This is a genomic window from Guptibacillus hwajinpoensis (assembly GCF_005144865.1).
GTDB classification, from domain to species: Bacteria; Bacillota; Bacilli; order Bacillales; family Guptibacillaceae; genus Guptibacillus; species Guptibacillus hwajinpoensis_A.
Window position 1 is genome coordinate 217029 of the sequence record NZ_SWFM01000001.1, and the last position, 17177, is coordinate 234205.

Sequence of the window (17177 nt, forward strand, 5' to 3'; positions counted from 1 at the left end):
AGCCGAATAGATATGAACGCCTCAGAACTTATTCATCAAAAGGATAGATCCAGAATGATTCTTGCTTGATGAACGTCATAATATCAGAATTCGGATCTAGAGAGCCATCTTCAAGTCGAGCAACCATGGCTTCTGTTTGTGAGCGATGGGCCTCAATTGTTTTAATTTTGGTATCCAATACGTCCGTCACATCGAATACTTTATCAGGTTTACCTAGAACAGCTTCACGGTCAGGTGTAATTGGAAGAGTGTACAAAGTAGGTCGATCATCAGCTGGCAACCTTTTTATTGCTTCCACCACCGCTGCTCCACAAGCATCGTGATCCGGATGAATACCATAACCTGGATAGAATGTGATAACAAGTGAAGGGTTTAATTCATCCACTAGTTTATTTATCGTCGATACAAGAAGTTCAGGGTCTTCAAATTCAAGCGTTTTATCTCGAAAGCCAAGCATGCGAAGATCATTAACGCCCATCGCCTGACAGGCATCTTTCAATTCTTTCTTTCTCACTTCAGGTAGCGTTTCTCGCGTTGCGAAAAATGGATTACCCATATTGCGCCCCATTTCTCCAAGTGTTGCACATGCGTACGTAACTGGCACGCCATCATTTACAAATTTCGTCATCAACCCGGCCGTTCCAAATGCTTCATCATCCGGATGTGGGAAGACTACTAGGACTTGTTTCTCCATCACGTATTCCTCCTTAATCAAATGGCGTATAACTTAATTGAACCGCAACCGCCAGACGTCCACTCTTATCATGACCAGCCATAAGCAAACGACCATCATCTAATTGATAATCCGTTAACCCTTCTGCATACATCCAGCCTTCCTGTAGTTTAAATCCAACACGGAATGGTCCTGATCCAGCTATTTTCACATTCGTAAATCGAAGTGAACCATTTCTTATGTATGCTCCTACCGCAAGCTTCTCTTTATTTTGAGCTGCATATGCCCCACTTGTTGTTTCAAGATGGAAATACAGATCTTTGTTTTCAAACGTTTCAAGAATGTTTTGAACATCTTCTATTTGAATAGGCTTCATCGTATTGCCCCCTTCTTTCTTAGGCCAGCTAGCTAAAACTAGTATAGCCTATCTATCGAGTCGGGTAAAATGATTGATGTTACTGTACCTCCTCATTAGACAAGCATTGTTTTTTTCCGTTATAGTTAACTGTTGAACAGAAGCGAATAATTGATACTCGGAGGTCTTACTTATGCAACTATACGAAACATTTGATATTCCATCAGAAATACAGAACAGAATTGAAGATCGGCGCGATGCCAATGACAATCCTGACCATTATTTAATTGGCTCAGAAGGCTATACAGCACCTAATATGTCGATTGTTAAAGATGCCGTTACAGCATTAATTCTAGGAAAGAATGTCCTTTTGAAAGGTCCAACTGGTGCAGGTAAAACTAAGCTTGCTGAACTTATTAGCTATTTCTTTAATCAACCTATGTATTCGATTAACTGCTCAGTGGATTTAGACGCTGAAGCACTTCTCGGCTATAAGACTCTCACATATGATGACCAAAATAATGCGCATATTACATTTATCCCAGGGCCAGTCGAAAATGCGATGAAAAATGGAGAGCTTCTTTATATTGATGAAATCAATACAGCGAAGGCTGAAACACTACCTATCCTAAATGGTGTACTTGATTATCGACGCATGGTTCTAAATCCTTTTACAGGAGAAACAGTCCGTGCTAAAGAAAACTTTGGCGTCATTGCAGCCATCAATGAGGGTTATATTGGTACAGCTCCATTGAACGAGGCACTTAAAAACCGCTTTATTGTTATTGAAGTTCCATACCTGCAGGGCTCTGCACTAAAGGAAATGTTGAGCGAACAGTCATTACTTAACGATTCAGATAAACTTGATCAATTCGTAACCTTATCAATGGATCTTCAATCAAAGGTAAGAGACGGTCAGATTTCAGAAGAAGCTGCATCACCTCGTTCTCTACTTGATGCATGTGACCTTTCGACATTTATGGAAGCAAGACGTGCAATAAAGCGCGCAATTACAGATAAACTTGAAGAAGAGCGTGAAAAAGCAGCTGTAGAAAACATTGCAGAAACCATTTTTGGTCGCATTCAGGAGAAAGGTTAAATGAAATTTCTTAACTTTGCGGAGAATCAGACTGATCCTTTTCTACACTTGAGCTTATCTGATCTCGCTGAAACATTAAGTAACAGCGAAAGCGAAGTTCAATTTGCCTTTCACTCCTATTACAGACCGGCTGAGAATTTAATTACAGTTAGCCATTACTGGAATGATATATTTGACGGAAGACAGTTCGATGGAATGAAAAGTGATATTTATTTACGTGCGCTTGGTAATGTCCACTTCACTGACTTTATTGCCGTCGATCACTATCTTTCATCTCTACGTACCAAAACGTACCCATCATTTAGGAAGCAACTTTTTGCCCTCGTAGAAGACATACGAATTGAATCGCTATGTATCATAAAGAGACCTGGTATGAGCGATGCTTTTGAAACAAGACGCTCTCTTTTTCAAAAACGGTTTCGAGGTCGGTTAGAAGTACATAATCGACAAAATCAGATCATCGATTCGCTATTCTGTGCCATTTATCTTCAAGCGATTGGAAAGCCGGTTGCTCTTGGAGAGAGCCTAGCTACCTACAAACCTTATCTTCGTCATTTGATTGCCGAAATCAGAAAGGCAAAGTCGACTAAAGATGTTGCTGTTCTAACCAATGCGTTTTGTGATGAACTAAGTACAGAACATGCAGACATGACGACTGAATATTTAACAATGTACGGAACTGCTTCCACTCCTTCAACAGTCGTTGAAGACGAGCAGGCACGAGAGTTAAAAAGTGATGATACGATGGAAACAACTGATAATGAAGATAAAGAAACATATGATGAAGAAATGAACACCTGGCATGAAGAACAGGAACAAGAAGGGTCTAACTTCCTTCAATTTGACTTAGAAGAAGGGGCAAAATCTGACCTTATTGGTGAAGGGGAACGAAAAGAAGAGTCTGGTGATCAGGCATTCGTTAGTGTGCAGGGAGCTTCCAAGCAATCAGAAGGCAGTCAATTCGATGAAGAGGCTCTTCTAGAAAGCCGTGATACAAAAGCTGTTGCCTCCGCTCAAGATCCTCTTGGTGAAGCGAATCGCAATGTGAAAGAAGTCATTCGAAAAGCAGAAAAGCCTTCTGGTCAAGATCAAGAGGCGTATCGTACCGCAAAAGCTGAGGTTCAATATGCTGAGAAGTCTCTTCGTACTGCAATTCAAAAGACAATTGAGCAAAAACAAATTGCTCCAAGAAGCGACCTTCATTTTGGACGACTGAATCGGAAACTTCTTAGGCTGTTAACAGATGAGAATCCTCGTTTGTTTTATAAAAAAAATGCCCCAAGTGCTAAGCTTGATGTGACATTCTCACTTCTCGTTGACTGTTCTGCATCCATGTACGACAAGATGGTAGAGACGCGTCTAGGTATTACCCTTTTTCATGAAACGTTAAAAGGGCTCGATATTAAGCACTCGATTACAGGATTCTATGAAGATGCATTCGATGCAGATGATCAGGAACAACCGAACACACTGTTTCAAATTATCGATTACAATCGTTCAACACAACCGAACGAAGGTGCTAAAATCATGCAACTTGAGCCTGAAGAAGACAATCGAGATGGTTATGCGATTCGTAAAGCCGCTGAGGAGCTTGCGGAACGGAATGAGAAGCATAAGATTTTAATTGTGTTTACTGATGGCGAACCGTCTGCATTCGATTATAGTGAGAACGGCATTGTCGACACACATGAAGCAGTCATTCAAACGAGGAAAAAAGGCTATGAAGTGATTGGTGTGTTCTTATCGAACGGGGAACCACAGGAAAAAGAAAAAAATACAATGCGAAATATTTATGGCACACAAAGTATTGTAATCCCATCTGCAAACGAGATTCCAGCTTATTTAACCCCACTTCTGAAACGATTATTGCTACGATTTGTATAACATTTAGAAACCGCGTCCACTACCTTACGCGGTTTCTTTCACTTTATTAACTTGCTATAAATATGAGTGAGCTCCTTAAGGTTCATCCTGACAAGGCCACTTGTTGATGGTGCTACAAAGTCACTCACTCCTTCAACTTGATTAGTCGGTTGAAATCCCCAATCAACCTTTTTGATTCCTGTGAATCTTTGGTAAACACCTTTTCCAACAAAACAATTGATTCTCGGACGATACATTTCAATTTTTTTTTTGAGGCTCTCTCTCCCTTTTGCATAGTCTTCAGCAGTTAAGTCGGCAGCCCCTCTTGTAGGACGATCAACGATATTGGTTAACCCATATCCATATTCAAGCAGCTTGTGATCTTCTTCTGGCAAAAGTTTACGGTGAGTAAGGCCCGCTTCTTTTAAAACAGTGTAAAAACGATTTGTCGGATTAGCATAATGATGACCTTCCTTCTCAGATTGAAGGCCAGGATTAAAGCCGATAAACACTATTTTCAGCTCATGAGCAAGATGGTCTGGTAACATTTCTATTCACTCCTTACTTTCAAGTATGCCGTAGTGAAATTTAGCTGTTTTTCTTATTAACTGTTGAAAACCAAGTCGTTCAAAACGAGTGCTTTTCCAAAAATCTTTCAGTATTACCCGTTTCCTAGCCACACGTCTCGCTTCTTTTATCATTTCATCTGTTAGTGCATCGTAAAGGGCTACCTGCTTAATCGCATTCACTCCGGTTGACTCAAGAATGGTGTCCTCAAACATGGGATCAAAATACACAACATCAACAGACTGATCTGCTAAATTGGGCAAGACATCCTCATAACGATTATGCTTTACAGATATCCTTCTCATAGCAGCATTAATATGCTTATTTCCGCTCTCCCACGTTTGAAGACCTTCCTGAAGGAGAATTGCATGCTTAGAACCTTCGAGTGCATGCACACTACCATTTTCACCAGTAACAAGACTTGCAACGATACTGTCTGAACCTAATCCCGCAGTACAATCTAGTAAACTCATCCCTTCTTTAAGGCCACTTGCATTGATGAAAACATCAGGACAATTATTTAGAATAGATTTACAACGGAACATCGCGGAGTTCGGGTGAAAGAAAACGGGTTCCTCAGCGTTATTCGTATAGAGAAAAAGTCGGTCAAATCCAGTAACCACTACAGGGGCCTGATATATGTCGATAAATTGTTGAAGAGATCGCTTTTTTCTTGGTATGTATGTTCCATTGTATTGTATTGATAGTCTTGTAGCTTCAAGAATCAAAGCATCTGTTGGTCTTCCTGCTGTTGTAAAAATCATTTATTCATAACTCCTTTTTGTATCTCTATTATACCATGTGATGAGATGTCCTCTTATACACCTTAAATAGATACTTTTTACAAATAAAGAAAGCCCAAACGGGTAACGGCTTCTGTTTAGATGTACAAATTCATAGTTGTCAAAGATAATGCTTGTCTAATACGAGATACAAAAATGAATGAAATCTACCAATTATCTCCCACATATCACGAGCCTCTTCACCATCTCTATCATGACCTCGTATAAGCCTTAGTTCTCGTGGACAATCAACCCATATAGTAAAAAGAGATCCGCATTAAAACTAAAACATACTCATTAAAAAGAAGCCCACAGCGGTCTTATTTTGTACTTAGAATGCAAATTAGGGATAGCTTGCTGTCGGAAGCTCACCAATTAAAAAAGAGACCGGTTTACCCAGCCTCTTTCTCCCTATTTCAATTTAATTTGCACACCCTGACTTTCCTGTGTATGAATGGTTTTCTTATTGTTCTTATGCAAAGCAGTTCTTTTTATTGAACTTGTTACATCGTGTATCATATCCCCTACATCATGAGCGGACTCGATTAAAGGATCAACGGCTTCCATTTTCCCTTTTACATCAACCGAAATTTCGTTGGCTTTATGAATCAGTTCTTCTGCTTCATCTGTAATGCCGTTTACGGATTTCCGGACGCCAGACAGCGTCTCCTTTGTTTCAGCCAGTGTTGCCATGACCTTTCGTAATGTCATAATCAAATAGACGACGAGAATAATAAACGCGATAGCTACAATGGTAGCACTCCACTCAAGCATTGAGACCACCTCCCTTCTTCTCTCTAAGTCTATGAGGAGAAGGGTTAGGACATTCCTTAGTTACTAGAGCTAGAGACCTTAAAACAAGGAAAGGAAGCTTTATCCGTAATTTCGGATAAGCCCCCTATAACTGAAGGAACATTTTCTCATATCTACCATACTTATTCCAATCTTACTAATTAGAGGAATTATTTTAGGTAAGCTTCAAAATATCTTGTTATCGCAACAGCAAAATCACCACGAGTTACGTCTCTGTTCGGACTGAACGTTGCAGTTACAGTAGGCTCGATATCATAACTACCTTGTAAAATATTAAAGTTAGCATTGATAATATTGAGATCAAGTGCGACTTGAACGTAACCTTTAAGGTGCTCAGGCACTGAATCTGCGTCTTCAATATTTATTCTTTCATCTCGATACTGAACAGTTAGATCACCCTTAATTGACTGTGCTTCTTCTTGAAGTCCGAGACTTTGCACAAGAGAGTAAGCTAATTCTGCTTTTGTTACAGAAGATTTGGGATTAAATTTCTGACCGTCAACAAGCATAACTCCCTGCTGCCTATGTGTTGCATCACGGAATGATGCTCCTTCTTCAGTTACTGCTGCGACGTATGGAGCTTGTTTGGAAGAAACATCGCTGTATGATTGATTCGTAGCTTGTCGTATTTCTGCTCCCATTACCAAATATTTGGCTAAATCTCCTCTTTGTAGCTTTTGATCTGGCATAAAGTTACCCTTATTGTTAGCATCAAAAAGTCTTTCTTTCACACCAGTTTTAATTGCAGAAGAGGCTGGATGTCCCTCAATATCATTTAAACCAGAGAATCCACTAACTTTTGTAAAAGCAAGACTTCCTTTTACCTTTTCCGGAAACGATACACCAGAAGTTGGATTTGCTTCATCGCCTCTTAGACCTCTAATCTCTGCCTTCCATGTGCCTTTAATTGGAGCATTCACAGAAACAGTTCTATCTGTCGATAAGGTAAACAATAAACTGATACCTGAACTGTACTCAGTACCATCTGGAGCAGTTAGGACAAGGTTGACCGGATTACCAGTCTCTCCTAATAGACCTCCTGCATTTACTTTGGCAACTAGGTTTGTTAACCCTGAGTCAACTTCAAACGCATACTGATTATTCGATGTGAGCGTTACTGGATTATAATCAATAGTAAAGTCTTTTCTTAATGTATCTGCTTCTACAGAACTAGTAAACTTTTGATTCATATTAACTGTGTCACCATATCCTGTATCTCCAAATGCAGTATCAACTGAAGCGTAAGCATTTAAGTATCCTGCTCCAACTTCCCATGCTTCATATCCTGGCATGTTTGTAGCGGTTGCTTGTACGATTTCTTTCACTTCGGCCGGTGATAAAGCAGGATTAGCTTCTAGCATTAATGCGACAACACCCGCTGCATGAGGAGTAGCCATTGAAGTTCCGCTCATTGTTGTATAAAACGGTATATGAGCAGGATCAATGCCTTCAACATCACTTGTTGCACCGAGAGAACTAACTGGAGCAATAACACGCGTTGAAACAATATCCACACCTGGAGCTGTTACAGTCGGACGATCCTCCCATGTCCAAGTCTCACCGTCCATCTCAAATGTGCCACCTACTCCTTTTGTGCCACGTGATGAGAAATCAGCTAACGTACCGTCTTTTTCACCTGCAGCTACTGAAATAACCCATGGTGCTTTTGCATAGGGATTATGTGTATTTTCGCTAGGACCTTCGTTACCTGCTGCAAATAATACGACAATGCCTCGGTCGTATACTTTTTTACTAGCAATATTAATCGGATGATTAGGGTCGAATTCACCTGATGAACCCCATGAGTTTGTAATCACACGAATATCATATTGAGATTGGTGCGTTAAAGCATAATCAAATCCACCAATTCCATCAAGAACGAAAAGTGCTGCACCTGATCCATATCCGATTAGGTCTGCACCTGGAGCTGCACCTTCATATTTCCCACCTGACATTGCTCCAGTGCCTCCAACAGTACCTGCAACGTGAGTACCATGTCCTGAGTTCGTATCAGTATTAGCGACGTCTTCCTGATATGTAACAGGAAGTAATCCTGGAGATAGACTATTAAGATTAGTTGAACCTAGCACATTCTGTACTAAATTTTTTCCAAGTTCATGATCTTTGTGCGTACCATCTACTCCGCTGTCATTCACAACTACTCCAATTCCATTCCCACTTACAGGCATGCCACCATTTTCTTTTCGCATTTCATCATCTGTACGAACCTTATCAACACCTGTTAAAGCCGTAGCATCTGCATTGAAGTATTCTAGCTTTTTATTTAAGTAAATCGAACGAACCAAATCATTTTTAGCGAGCGTATTAATTTGATCTTTTGTTGCAATAACTCCAGCCATCGGGAGGTTATGTAACGTTAATCCAGTTTTTACCCCGATATCCTCTAGTAAACTTGATTGAGCATTTGTAGGAGCACCATCGCCATTAAAGGTTACAATTACTTCATATGGCCCTTTTTCCTTAGCCATCATTTCTGTTAATTCAGGATCAACCACAGCAGCATTTTCTGCATATGACTGTGGAGTAGAACCAAATGCTACAGTTATTAATAACGACAGTACAAGTACATAAATTAGCTTCATCCATTTTCCTCCTTTAATTTTCTTATTTTTCTTACTTTTAATTATGTAATTAAAACAAGCCTATTTCTATTCACTAAAGGTTTTAAATGGCAAAAGGGAAAGAACTATATAGTCATCATCCAAAAGTAGTATAGGGTACTACTTTCGATACCTCAGTAAAAGCAATAATCTTTTAGAACGGCTCTTTTCGTACACATTATTGCTATATGAGAGGGTTAATTTCCGCTCCAGGATGCTCGCTTTCCGCGGGGCGGGCGGTGAGCCTCCTCGGCACGCTTGGGCGTGCCTGTGGGGTCTCACCTGTCCCGCTAGTCCCGCAAGAGTCGAGCATCCTTCCGCTCCAATTAGCTAAGTTTGGTTCCTTATACCAAATTTTTTCAAAAGCAACAATCTTTTAGAAAAGAGCCAATCAAAAAAGGAGTAGCCTGATTGGCTACTCCTCTAAACATCAACTATATCTTTTAAACCATTCTGCTGCTTTCAAAGCTTCTGACTGTGTTAACTGGTGACCTGACTTTTCCCAGTGAACGGTAACTTCAGCGCCAGCATTATTTAATAACTGCTCGAGCTCTTTTGTTTCATCGGCTGGACAAATTGGATCATTTTCACCAGCCCCAATGAAAATCGATTTCTTACTAAGGTCAGGAAGTGAATGGTTTCTTAATGGCACCATTGGATGATGAAGGATGGCGGCACGAAGCGCATTTTGATAATGAAACAGTAAGCTTGCGGCAATATTAGCACCATTTGAATAGCCGATCGCAATGACATTATTTCGGTCAAAGTCATATTGCTTTGCTGAATCATCAATGAACGTATTCAACTCATGTGTACGTTCAATCAAATCTTCCTCATCAAATACACCTTCTGAAAGTCTTTTAAAGTAACGTGGCATGCCATTTTCAGATACATTTCCTCTTACACTTAAAATGGAATGTTCTGGCGCAATTAACTCAGCAAGCGGAAGAAGATCTTCTTCCGTACCACCAGTTCCATGTAATAACAATAGAACAGGAAGTTCCTCATTACCTTTTTTGAAGATATGCTTCATTATTTATCACCTTTAAGAACTCTTGCGTTAGCAGGCTCAAGAAAACTCTCAATCTGTGAACGTTTCTCTTCAAGCCACGGTGGTAAAAGGAGCTCCTTACCCATTTCTTCTGGATCTTCATCTTTAGCGAAGCCTGGAGGGTCTGTTGCGATTTCAAACAATATACCGCCTTCTTCACGGAAATAAATCGCATTGAAGTACTGGCGATCAACAACTGGAGTTGGTTTATACCCGTTCTCTTCTAGTAAACTTCTCCACTCTTCATGGTCTTCAAAGTCATTCGCACGAAATGCGATGTGGTGAACTGTGCCAGAACCCATTCTCCCTGATGAAAGAGGCGTTTTCTTGACATCAATCGTATTACCGATAGAATCACTCGATTTAAGTCGAACGAAATCCTCTTCTTCTGCTACTCGAACAAACCCAAGTATTTCTTCAAGAACTTGCAAAGTTGATTCCGGTTTTCCAGTTAATAGCGTTGCGCCTGCAAATCCTTTAATAGCATGTTTCCTATCAACTCCACCGAAGTTCCACGTATTACGTTCACCCTCTTCTCGCTCTACAAGCTCAAGGTGCAATCCATGAGGGTCATCAAACGTAAGTACGTCCTCTCCAAAACGTGTCATCTCTCCAAACTCGACATTTAATTTCGTTAGACGCTTCTTCCAAAACGTAAGGCTACCTTGTGGAATCACAAAGCTCGTTACGCCAACTTGACCAGATCCAATCGTACCCTCGTGGGCGTTTGACCACGGGAAGAACGTCATTATGGTACCTGGTGCACCTTCCTCATTGCCGAAATAAAGATGATATGTTTCTGGATCGTCAAAATTCACTGTTTTCTTAACAAGTCGGAGCCCTAATACTCCACTATAAAAATCAACGTTTTCCTGCGGATTTCCTACAATTGCTGTTATATGATGAATTCCTGTCGTATGCTTCATAAATTGCTATTCTCCTTTACAATTTTACATCCATTCTACAAAGTTCCCGTCTATAGAACTTTCTAATCTTCGAATTTATTTAGATGTTTATCTTTAATTCGAGATATTTGATTTAAGTGTATTGAAAACTCCTTTGACTGTCAAATGGTTTAGTTTACACGTATAGGACAACCCCATATTGAGACATTCTATAGTAAAGGAGTGATGAGATGCTTAGCGTATTTGAGGCCCTGTCGTTAATGGTCAGTTTTTCCGCTCTTGTACTCGCCATCATCCACACGAAAGACCGGTCTTAGTAATAGAAAAGCACTCCTCATTGAGGAGTGCTTTCTGTATTTAAGGCATAACCGTCTTATTCATGAGATATCGATCTGTCTCGCGAGCTACTCCACGTCCTTCATTGATTGCCCAAACAATGAGACTTTGCCCTCTACGAACATCCCCCGCAGCAAAGACTCCGTCAATATTTGTTTTGTAATCTTCGAATTCTGCTTTTGCACGCTTGCGGTTATCTTGCTCTACTTCAAAGTGTTCTAAAACGCCTTCTTCAGGACCAGTAAAACCGATCGCGATTAATACTAGCTCAACCGGCCAAACTTGTTCTGTACCAGGTAGCTCTTTCATAAAGACGTTACCCTTTTTATCGATATGCTTCTCAATTGTAACGGTATGAAGTTCTTTCAAATCACCATTCTCATCACCGACGAACTTCTTCGTCATGATTGAATATTGACGTGGATCTTCTCCGTGCTCTGCTTGTGCTTCTTCATAAGCATAATCCAGCGTAAACACTTTTGGAAATTCTGGCCATGGATTATCTATCATACGATCTGCTGTTAATTGTGGATGTTTACCGAACTGGTGAACACTTTTACAACCGTGTCTAAGCGCAGTTGCCACACAGTCTGCCCCTGTATCTCCGCCACCAATAACAATAACATTTTTACCCTCTGCAGAAACATATTGCTTATCTTGAAGATGTGAATCTAATAAGCTTTTCGTGTTCTTTCTTAAATAGTCCATTGCATAATGAATGCCGCCAAGTTTACGTCCCTCGATCGGAAGGTCTCTGTGCTTCTGAGCACCAGTGCAAAGGATAACAGCGTCATGTTCCTCACGAAGCTCTTCACGTGTTACATCTTTACCAATTTCGGTATTAGTAACAAACACAACACCTTCATCTTCAAGCAACTTCACACGACGCTCAACAAGATCTTTATCCAGCTTCATGTTAGGTATACCATACATCAACAATCCACCAATACGATCATCGCGCTCAAATACTGTAACAGAATGACCTGCTTTGTTTAATTGGTCAGCTGCCGCAAGACCGGCTGGGCCCGAACCTACAATAGCAATTTTCTTTCCGGTACGATTCTTTGGTGGTTTTGGTGTCATCCAACCTTCAGCAAAGCCTCGATCAATGATTTCCTTCTCAATACTCTTTATTGCAACCGCATCATCTGGAATAGCTGCTACACATGCCCCTTCACATGGTGCAGGACACACTCTACCAGTAAATTCAGGGAAGTTATTCGTTTTCAATAGACGATCTAAAGCATCTTTCCATTTACCCTGGTAAACGAGATGATTCCATTCTGGAATAAGATTATAGAGTGGACATCCAGATGCGCTTCCATTTAATTCAATACCTGAGTGACAGAAGGGGGTGCCGCAGTCCATACAGCGTGCCCCTTGCGTCTTCAAACTTTCTTCAGATTGAGGAAGCTGATATTCTTCCCAATCTTTTAGTCGTGTTGTTAAATCTCTTTCACGTGCTTTTTCTCTAGGATAGTCTATAAAACCTGTCGGCTTACCCAATCGATTACCTCCCCTTATACCGGCTCCAGATCGCTTTGTCGTGGTTTAACTTGACCGTTCTTAGCCTGCTGGAACACTTCATATGCTGCTTCATCATCTTTGTATCCTTTTTCTTTCAATTCTTCTAACGAATTTGTAATCCGCTTAAACTCTTTTGGAATAACTTTCACGATCTTCCCTACATATTCGTTCCAATTTTGAATGTAACGAATCGCTTTAGGACTATCTGTAAAGTATGCATGCTGCTGAATCAGATGCTTTACCTCAAGAATTTCTTCGTAATTTGTTAATGATTCAATATGGACCATTTCAGGGTTTACATTATGCATAAATGCGTCACGGTCTTCAGAGAGAACATAGGCGATTCCACCTGACATACCCGCTGCAAAGTTTTTCCCAGTATTTCCGAGAACAACTACACGGCCGCCCGTCATATATTCACATCCATTATCCCCGATACCTTCTACTACTGCTTTTACCCCACTATTTCTTACACAGAATCGCTCACCAGCAAGTCCGCTAATGTACGCTTCACCAGATGTAGCACCATAGAAAGCAACGTTACCAATAACCGTATTCTCATCACGGGCAAATACAGATTTAGATGAAGGGTGGATAATTAACTTACCGCCTGATAATCCTTTTCCAACATAGTCGTTTGCGTCACCCTCAAGATGCATTGTGACACCATTAGGTACAAATGCTCCAAAACTTTGTCCTGCTGATCCTTTAAAGTGCAACCGGATAAGGTCATTAGGAAGTCCTTCTGCACCATACCGTTTCGTAATTTCATGCCCTAACAACGCCCCAGCTACTCGATTTGTGTTACGAATGGTATAAGAACCTTCAAAAGGTTTCCCTTCTTCAAGTGCTCCAAGACAGGCAGGAATAATTGACGTATTATCAAGTGCTGCTTCAAGATTATGATCTTGTTTACGTTGGTTAAATCGACCTACTTCATCAGATACATGTGGTTGGTAAAGTAGCGGCTTTAAGTCAAGATATCTTGCTTTCCAGTGGTCTTTCGTACGACGGCTCACTTTCAACACATCTGTCCGACCAATCATTTCTTCAATCGTTCTGAAACCAAGCTGTGCCATGATTTCGCGAACTTCCTGTGCGATAAATTGCATGTAATTTACTACATGATCAGGGCTTCCTATAAACTTTTTGCGAAGTTCAGGGTTCTGTGTAGCTACCCCAACAGGACATGTATCTAGATGGCAAGCTCTCATTAGAATACAACCTAATACAACAAGAGGAGCAGTTGAAAAACCGAATTCTTCTGCACCTAAGATGGCAGCCATCACAACGTCACGGCCAGTCATCATTTTACCATCAGCCTCAAGAACAACGCGGTCCCGTAAATCATTAAGGACTAGGGTTTGGTGCGTCTCAGCAAGACCTAACTCCCAAGGTAAACCTGCATGTTTAATACTTGTTCTAGGTGAAGCTCCTGTTCCACCTTCATATCCGCTGATGAGGATTACATCTGCAAGTCCTTTCGCTACACCTGCAGCGATTGTACCTACACCCGCTTTGGAAACGAGTTTGACATTAATTCGTGCAGAAGGATTTGCATTCTTTAAGTCATGAATAAGCTGAGCAAGATCTTCAATCGAATAAATATCATGGTGTGGAGGCGGGGAGATCAAGCCTACTCCAGGCGTTGAGCCTCGAACTTCTGCAATCCATGGGTAAACCTTTTTACCAGGAAGCTGACCACCTTCACCTGGTTTAGCCCCTTGAGCCATTTTGATTTGAATTTCATCAGCATTACTCAAGTAATAACTTGAAACGCCAAACCTTCCTGATGCTACTTGTTTAATAGAGCTACGACGCAAGTCTCCATTCTCATCAGGTGTAAAGCGCGAAGGATCTTCTCCACCCTCACCACTATTGCTTCGTCCACCAATACGGTTCATAGCAATCGCCAGTGCCTCATGAGCTTCTCCACTAAGTGCACCGTAACTCATCGCACCTGTTTTAAATCGGCGTGTGATTGATTCAACACTTTCAACTTCATCAATTGGAATCGGTTCATTCGACCCAAAATCTATCGCCTGTCTCAAATACGTTAAGTTTTCTTCAAATGCCATACCAGAGAATTTCTTATATAACTCATAGTTATTGCTTTTAGCAGCATGTTGCAGGGTATGAATCGTTTTTGGATTAAATGAATGGTGCTCTCCACCATTTCTCCACTGCAATTCACTACCTGTTTCAAGTGTAAGGTCACTATATTCAGAATCATGATAAGCAAAATGATGTCTCATCAGTGTTTCTGTTGCAATAATATCAATTGGAATCCCATCAATTTGTGATGCCGTACCTGTGAAATAACGGTCAATGACTTCATTGCTAACTCCAATTGCTTCAAAGATTTGCGCACCACGATAGCTTTGGATAGTAGAAATGCCCATTTTGGACATTACTTTAACAATTCCTGTTGTCGCAGCTTCAATATAATTATCAAGAGCTTCTTCAAATGAGAACCCTTCAATCGTGCCATCCTGAATCATATGAGCAATGGAATCATAGGCAGCATACGGATAAATTGCATCTGTTCCGTAACCAACTAGCATTGCAAATTGATGTACGTCTCTCGCTTCACCTGTTTCAACAATGAGACTAACTTTAGTTCTCGTCTCACGCTTAATTAAATGGTGATGAAGTCCGCTAATAGCAAGAAGGGAAGGAATAGCTGCTTTTTCACTGTTAACACCAAGATCAGAAAGGACTAGAATAGTTTTTCCATTCTTAATTGCACGATCTGCTTTACGGAACAAAGAAAGTAGAGCGTGCTCCATTTCAGTTTCACCGCGTGCAGCATTAAACAGCAAGCTTAGCGTTTCAGTTTGGAAATCCTCTTCATCTAAAGCTTTAATTGCCTCAAATCTACCCTCAGTTAAAATAGGGGTTTCAAGACGAATTCTTTTTGCGCTATCAGGATCAGTACTTAATAAATTACCTTCTGGTCCAAGTAACGTCATTGTAGACGTAACGGATTCTTCTCGAATTGAATCGATTGGAGGGTTTGTTACCTGCGCAAACAGCTGTTTAAAGTAATTAAACAAAAGCTGTGGACGTTCAGATAGAACAGCAAGCGGTACATCATTACCCATCGAACCAATTGGATCTTTCATTTCTGTGACCATTGGTGCAATATTCTTTGTTAATTCTTCATATGTGTATCCAAATGCACGCTGCGTTTTGACAAGGTCCTTCTCATCAATTTGACGTTCAGCTGCAGGTACTGTTGATAAGCTCATTAGATTTTCATCAAGCCATTTTCGGTATGGAAGCTCATTAGCAATCTGTTCTTTGATCTCTTCATCATATACAAGACGCTTTTCTTCTAGATCGAGAAGTAGCATCTTACCAGGGCTTAAACGACCTTTCTCGATGATCTTTTCTTCTTCAATTTCGATAACTCCAACTTCTGAAGAAAGGATAAATGTATCATCATCCGTAATAATATAACGTGCAGGACGCAGGCCGTTTCGATCAAGCATCGCTCCAATTTGACGGCCATTAGTAAAAGCGATTGCTGTTGGACCATCCCATGGTTCCATCAAACAGCTATGATACTCATAGAACGCTTTCTTTGGATCCTGCATTGTTGCGTCCCGATCCCACGGTTCAGGAATCATCATCATTGCAGCATGTGGCAACGATCGTCCTGAAAGGTTCAAGAATTCCAAGCAATTGTCTAATGAGGATGAATCGCTTCCATTAGGACGAATGATTGGAGCAATGTCTTGCATATCGTTACCAAAAACGTCTGATTGAAGCGCTCCTTCACGCGCTCTCATCCAGTTTACATTTCCACGTAGTGTATTGATCTCACCATTATGGATGAGGTAACGGTTCGGATGCGCTCGATCCCAGCTAGGGAATGTATTCGTGCTAAAACGTGAATGGACCATTGAAAAAGCAGATTTAAAACTTGGGTTTTTAAGATCAAGATAAAACTTATCTAGTTGTTCTGGTGTAAGCATTCCTTTATAGACAATCGTATCTTTAGAGAAACTAGCTGCGTAATACTTCGTTTTGGAAAGCTGTGAATCAAGTGCTACTTGTTTTTCAGCTTTCTTACGAATCACGTAAAGTTTACGCTCGAATTCTTCAGCGGAAATATCGCTTTTCTTAATAAAGACCTGTCGAATGACAGGCTGAGCAATGCATGCAGCTTCTCCAATTGTGGACTCATCAACAGGAACCGTTCTCCAGCCAATAAATTCTTGACCTGCTTCCTTGATTGCATTCTCAACAATTTGCTTTGCGCGCTGTCTCAGCTGATTATCTACTGGTAGGAACATCATTCCTACTCCGTATTCACCTTTATTTGGAAGGTTGAAACCTGAGTTTTCTACAAAGAATTCATGTGGAATCTGTAGCATAATACCAGCACCATCACCAGTGTCAGGATCGCTTCCCTGTCCGCCTCGGTGATCTAGCTGGCGAAGCATATAGACTCCTTTTTCAATAATGTGATGTGCTGGCTCATTATTTATATTGGCGATCAGCCCGATGCCACAAGCGTCATGCTCATGAATTGGATCATATAATCCCTGTTTCTCTGGAAAATTGCTTCTATCCATAA

13 protein-coding genes and 1 pseudogene are annotated in these 17177 nt (G+C 40.7%); 3 read left to right on the forward strand and 11 right to left on the reverse strand.

All coding sequences use genetic code 11. The features are described from left to right. Window positions 1-28 precede the first annotated feature (28 nt). Both bshB2 and FBF83_RS01045 read right to left on the reverse strand, forming a co-directional pair. Window positions 29-694, reverse strand: a complete 666-nt coding sequence (gene bshB2 / locus FBF83_RS01040) for a bacillithiol biosynthesis deacetylase BshB2 (RefSeq protein WP_136945305.1) — start codon at window positions 692-694, stop codon at window positions 29-31. A gap of 13 nt (window positions 695-707) precedes the next feature. Then, window positions 708-1049 carry a YojF family protein gene (locus tag FBF83_RS01045; RefSeq protein ID WP_136945306.1) on the reverse strand — a complete coding sequence of 114 codons (342 nt, stop codon included), beginning with the start codon at window positions 1047-1049 and terminating at the stop codon, window positions 708-710. Between the two features lie 172 nt (window positions 1050-1221). Here FBF83_RS01045 and FBF83_RS01050 point away from each other — a divergent pair, with 172 nt between their 5' ends. Beyond that, a complete protein-coding gene (locus FBF83_RS01050; RefSeq protein WP_136945307.1) occupies window positions 1222-2127 on the forward strand; it encodes an ATP-binding protein in 906 nt (301 codons plus the stop codon). After that, on the forward strand, window positions 2128-4011 hold the full coding sequence (locus FBF83_RS01055; RefSeq protein WP_136945308.1) for a vWA domain-containing protein: 1884 nt from the start codon (window positions 2128-2130) through the stop codon (window positions 4009-4011). Between the two features lie 38 nt (window positions 4012-4049). Here FBF83_RS01055 and FBF83_RS01060 read toward each other — a convergent pair whose 3' ends face one another. The 7 genes and pseudogenes from FBF83_RS01060 to FBF83_RS01085 all read right to left on the reverse strand — a co-directional run bounded on the left by FBF83_RS01060 (window position 4050) and on the right by FBF83_RS01085 (window position 10750). Continuing rightward, a complete protein-coding gene (locus FBF83_RS01060; protein ID WP_136945309.1) occupies window positions 4050-4544 on the reverse strand; it encodes a mismatch-specific DNA-glycosylase in 495 nt (164 codons plus the stop codon). Then, window positions 4545-5321: a class I SAM-dependent methyltransferase gene (locus FBF83_RS01065; RefSeq protein WP_136945310.1), complete on the reverse strand. Its 777-nt coding sequence runs from the start codon at window positions 5319-5321 to the stop codon at window positions 4545-4547. 196 nt (window positions 5322-5517) lie between these two features. Further along, window positions 5518-5598, reverse strand: a pseudogene (locus FBF83_RS21090) (uridine kinase); the annotation flags it as partial. Between the two features lie 152 nt (window positions 5599-5750). Beyond that, window positions 5751-6113, reverse strand: coding sequence for a DUF948 domain-containing protein (locus FBF83_RS01070; RefSeq protein WP_136945311.1), 363 nt, complete (start codon window positions 6111-6113; stop codon window positions 5751-5753). 188 nt (window positions 6114-6301) lie between these two features. Then, window positions 6302-8755, reverse strand: a complete 2454-nt coding sequence (locus tag FBF83_RS01075; RefSeq protein WP_136945312.1) for a S8 family peptidase — start codon at window positions 8753-8755, stop codon at window positions 6302-6304. A 448-nt stretch (window positions 8756-9203) separates the two neighbouring features. After that, entirely contained in the window at window positions 9204-9809 is a 606-nt protein-coding gene (locus FBF83_RS01080) for an alpha/beta hydrolase (RefSeq protein ID WP_169525230.1), read from the reverse strand. Then, window positions 9806-10750 carry a ring-cleaving dioxygenase gene (locus FBF83_RS01085; protein WP_136945314.1) on the reverse strand — a complete coding sequence of 315 codons (945 nt, stop codon included), beginning with the start codon at window positions 10748-10750 and terminating at the stop codon, window positions 9806-9808. The genes FBF83_RS01080 and FBF83_RS01085 overlap by 4 nt, the downstream gene beginning before the upstream one ends. Before the next feature lie 209 nt (window positions 10751-10959). Between FBF83_RS01085 and FBF83_RS21385 the strand changes: the two genes are divergently transcribed. Further along, on the forward strand, window positions 10960-11046 hold the full coding sequence (locus FBF83_RS21385; RefSeq protein ID WP_420875112.1) for a putative holin-like toxin: 87 nt from the start codon (window positions 10960-10962) through the stop codon (window positions 11044-11046). Window positions 11047-11086: 40 nt separating this feature from the next. Here the strand turns inward: FBF83_RS21385 and FBF83_RS01090 are convergent, their stop codons facing one another. Both FBF83_RS01090 and gltB read right to left on the reverse strand, forming a co-directional pair. Continuing rightward, window positions 11087-12571 (reverse strand): glutamate synthase subunit beta, encoded by a 1485-nt coding sequence (locus tag FBF83_RS01090; RefSeq protein ID WP_136945315.1) that lies wholly within the window; start codon window positions 12569-12571, stop codon window positions 11087-11089. Between the two features lie 14 nt (window positions 12572-12585). Next, window positions 12586-17175, reverse strand: coding sequence for a glutamate synthase large subunit (gene gltB / locus FBF83_RS01095; RefSeq protein ID WP_136945316.1), 4590 nt, complete (start codon window positions 17173-17175; stop codon window positions 12586-12588). Between the last annotated feature and the right edge of the window lie 2 nt (window positions 17176-17177).

Excerpts from the sequence above, each read along its gene's own strand:
- bshB2 (WP_136945305.1), bottom strand. The coding sequence starts at position 694 with ATGGAGAAACAAGTCCTAGTAGTCTTCCCACATCCGGATGATGAAGCA.
- FBF83_RS01045 (WP_136945306.1), bottom strand. The coding sequence starts at position 1,049 with ATGAAGCCTATTCAAATAGAAGATGTTCAAAACATTCTTGAAACGTTT.
- FBF83_RS01050 (WP_136945307.1), top strand. The coding sequence starts at position 1,222 with ATGCAACTATACGAAACATTTGATATTCCATCAGAAATACAGAACAGA.
- FBF83_RS01055 (WP_136945308.1), top strand. The coding sequence starts at position 2,128 with ATGAAATTTCTTAACTTTGCGGAGAATCAGACTGATCCTTTTCTACAC.
- FBF83_RS01065 (WP_136945310.1), bottom strand. The coding sequence starts at position 5,321 with ATGATTTTTACAACAGCAGGAAGACCAACAGATGCTTTGATTCTTGAA.
- FBF83_RS01070 (WP_136945311.1), bottom strand. The coding sequence starts at position 6,113 with ATGCTTGAGTGGAGTGCTACCATTGTAGCTATCGCGTTTATTATTCTC.
- FBF83_RS01075 (WP_136945312.1), bottom strand. The coding sequence starts at position 8,755 with ATGAAGCTAATTTATGTACTTGTACTGTCGTTATTAATAACTGTAGCA.
- FBF83_RS01085 (WP_136945314.1), bottom strand. The coding sequence starts at position 10,750 with ATGAAGCATACGACAGGAATTCATCATATAACAGCAATTGTAGGAAAT.
- FBF83_RS21385 (WP_420875112.1), top strand. The coding sequence starts at position 10,960 with ATGCTTAGCGTATTTGAGGCCCTGTCGTTAATGGTCAGTTTTTCCGCT.
- gltB (WP_136945316.1), bottom strand. The coding sequence starts at position 17,175 with ATGGATAGAAGCAATTTTCCAGAGAAACAGGGATTATATGATCCAATT.